Origin of the sequence: Endozoicomonas sp. ALC013 (genome assembly GCF_049310205.1) — a bacterium.
In the GTDB taxonomy this organism is placed as follows: domain Bacteria; phylum Pseudomonadota; class Gammaproteobacteria; order Pseudomonadales; family Endozoicomonadaceae; genus Endozoicomonas.
This window is the reverse complement of sequence record NZ_JBLYNS010000369.1, coordinates 1-1,468: the sequence shown is the minus strand read 5'-3', so window position 1 is coordinate 1,468 and position 1,468 is coordinate 1. Positions and strand designations below refer to the sequence as shown.

The following is a 1,468-nucleotide window of genomic DNA, read 5'->3' as shown; positions in this document are numbered from 1 at the left end:
AGCTTTACTTGATCCTGTAATACATAAGTGCAACCAAAAACCTGAAGCCAGGGGCATTTATGCACAGGGTACCGTCAACCTGCTGTGGGCCGTAGCGAAACTGGTGAACAATGGGCTGGCGCTGGAGAAGACAGCGAAGCTGAAAGAGGCCGTGGTTGCGCTGTTGCCCCATGTGAAAACCAAAGCCGAATCAAAAGAAGAGAAAGACCGCTTCAACACTCAAGGTATTTCTAACCTGGTGTGGGCCATGGCGAAACTGGTGGACAATGGGTTGGCGCTGGAGAAGACACCGAAGCTGAAAGAAGCCGTGGCTGCGCTGTTACCCCAGGTGAAAACCAAAACTGAATCAAAAGAAGAGAAAGACCGCTTCAACACTCAAGGTACCTCTAACCTGCTGTGGGGCTTGGCGAAACTGGTGGACAATGGGCTGCAGCTGGAGATGGCGAAGCTCAAAGAAGCCGTGGCCGCGCTGTTACGCCATGTGAAAACCAAAGCCGAATCAAAACAAGAGAAAGACCACTTCAAGCCACAGGAAGTCGCCAATCTCCTGTGGGCCATGGCAAAACTGGTGGACAACGGACTGGAGCTGGAGAAGACAACGAAGCTCAAAGAGGCCGTGTGTGCGCTGTTGCCCTGTGTGAAAACCAAAGCCGCATCAAAAGAGGAGAAGGACCACCTGAACACTCAAGCTATCAACAACCTGCTGTGGGCCCTGGCGAAACTGGTGGACAACGGGTTGGAGCTGGAGAAGACAACGAAGCTCAAAGAGGCCGTGGCCGCGCTGTTGCCCCATGTGAAAACCAAAGCCGAATCAAAAGAAGAGAAGGGCCACTTTAACACTCAAACGACCACCAACCTGCTCTGGTCTCTGGCAAAACTGGTGGACAACGGGCTGGAGCTGGAGACGACACCGAAGCTCAAAGAAGCCTTGGACGTGCTGTTGTCCCATGTGAAAGCCAAAGCCGAATCCAAAGAAGAGAAAGACCAATTCCAGCCACAGGCAGTTACCAACCTGCTTTGGGCCCTGGCGAAACTGGTGGACAGCGGACTGGAGCTGGAGAAGACAGCGAAGCTCAAAGAGGCTGTGTGTGTGCTGTTGCCCTATGTGAAAACCAAAGCCGAATCAAAAGAAGAGAAGGACCACTTCACGCCTCAGGCAGTCACCAACCTGCTGTGGGCAATAGCGAAACTGGTGGAAAACGGGCTCGAGCTGGAGAAGACAACGAAGCTCAAAGAGGCTGTGGCCGCGCTGTTGCTCCAGATGAAAACCAAAGCAGAATCAAAGAAAGACCACTTTATTCCTCTGCATATCGCCAACCTGTTGTGGGCCATGGCAAAACTGGTGGACAATGGGCTGGCGCTGGAGAAGACAGCGAAGCTCAAAGAGGCTGTGGCCGCGCTGTTGCTCCTGGTGAAAACCAAAGCAGAATCAAAGAAAGATCACTTTATTCCTCAGCATATCGCCAAG

At 52.5% G+C, this 1,468-nt stretch carries 1 protein-coding gene; it reads left to right on the top strand.

Annotated features, from left to right (window positions below):
* Positions 1 to 1,468 (top strand): hypothetical protein (locus ACO6V1_RS23885; protein WP_422469082.1); only part of this gene is annotated, 1,468 nt, incomplete at both ends.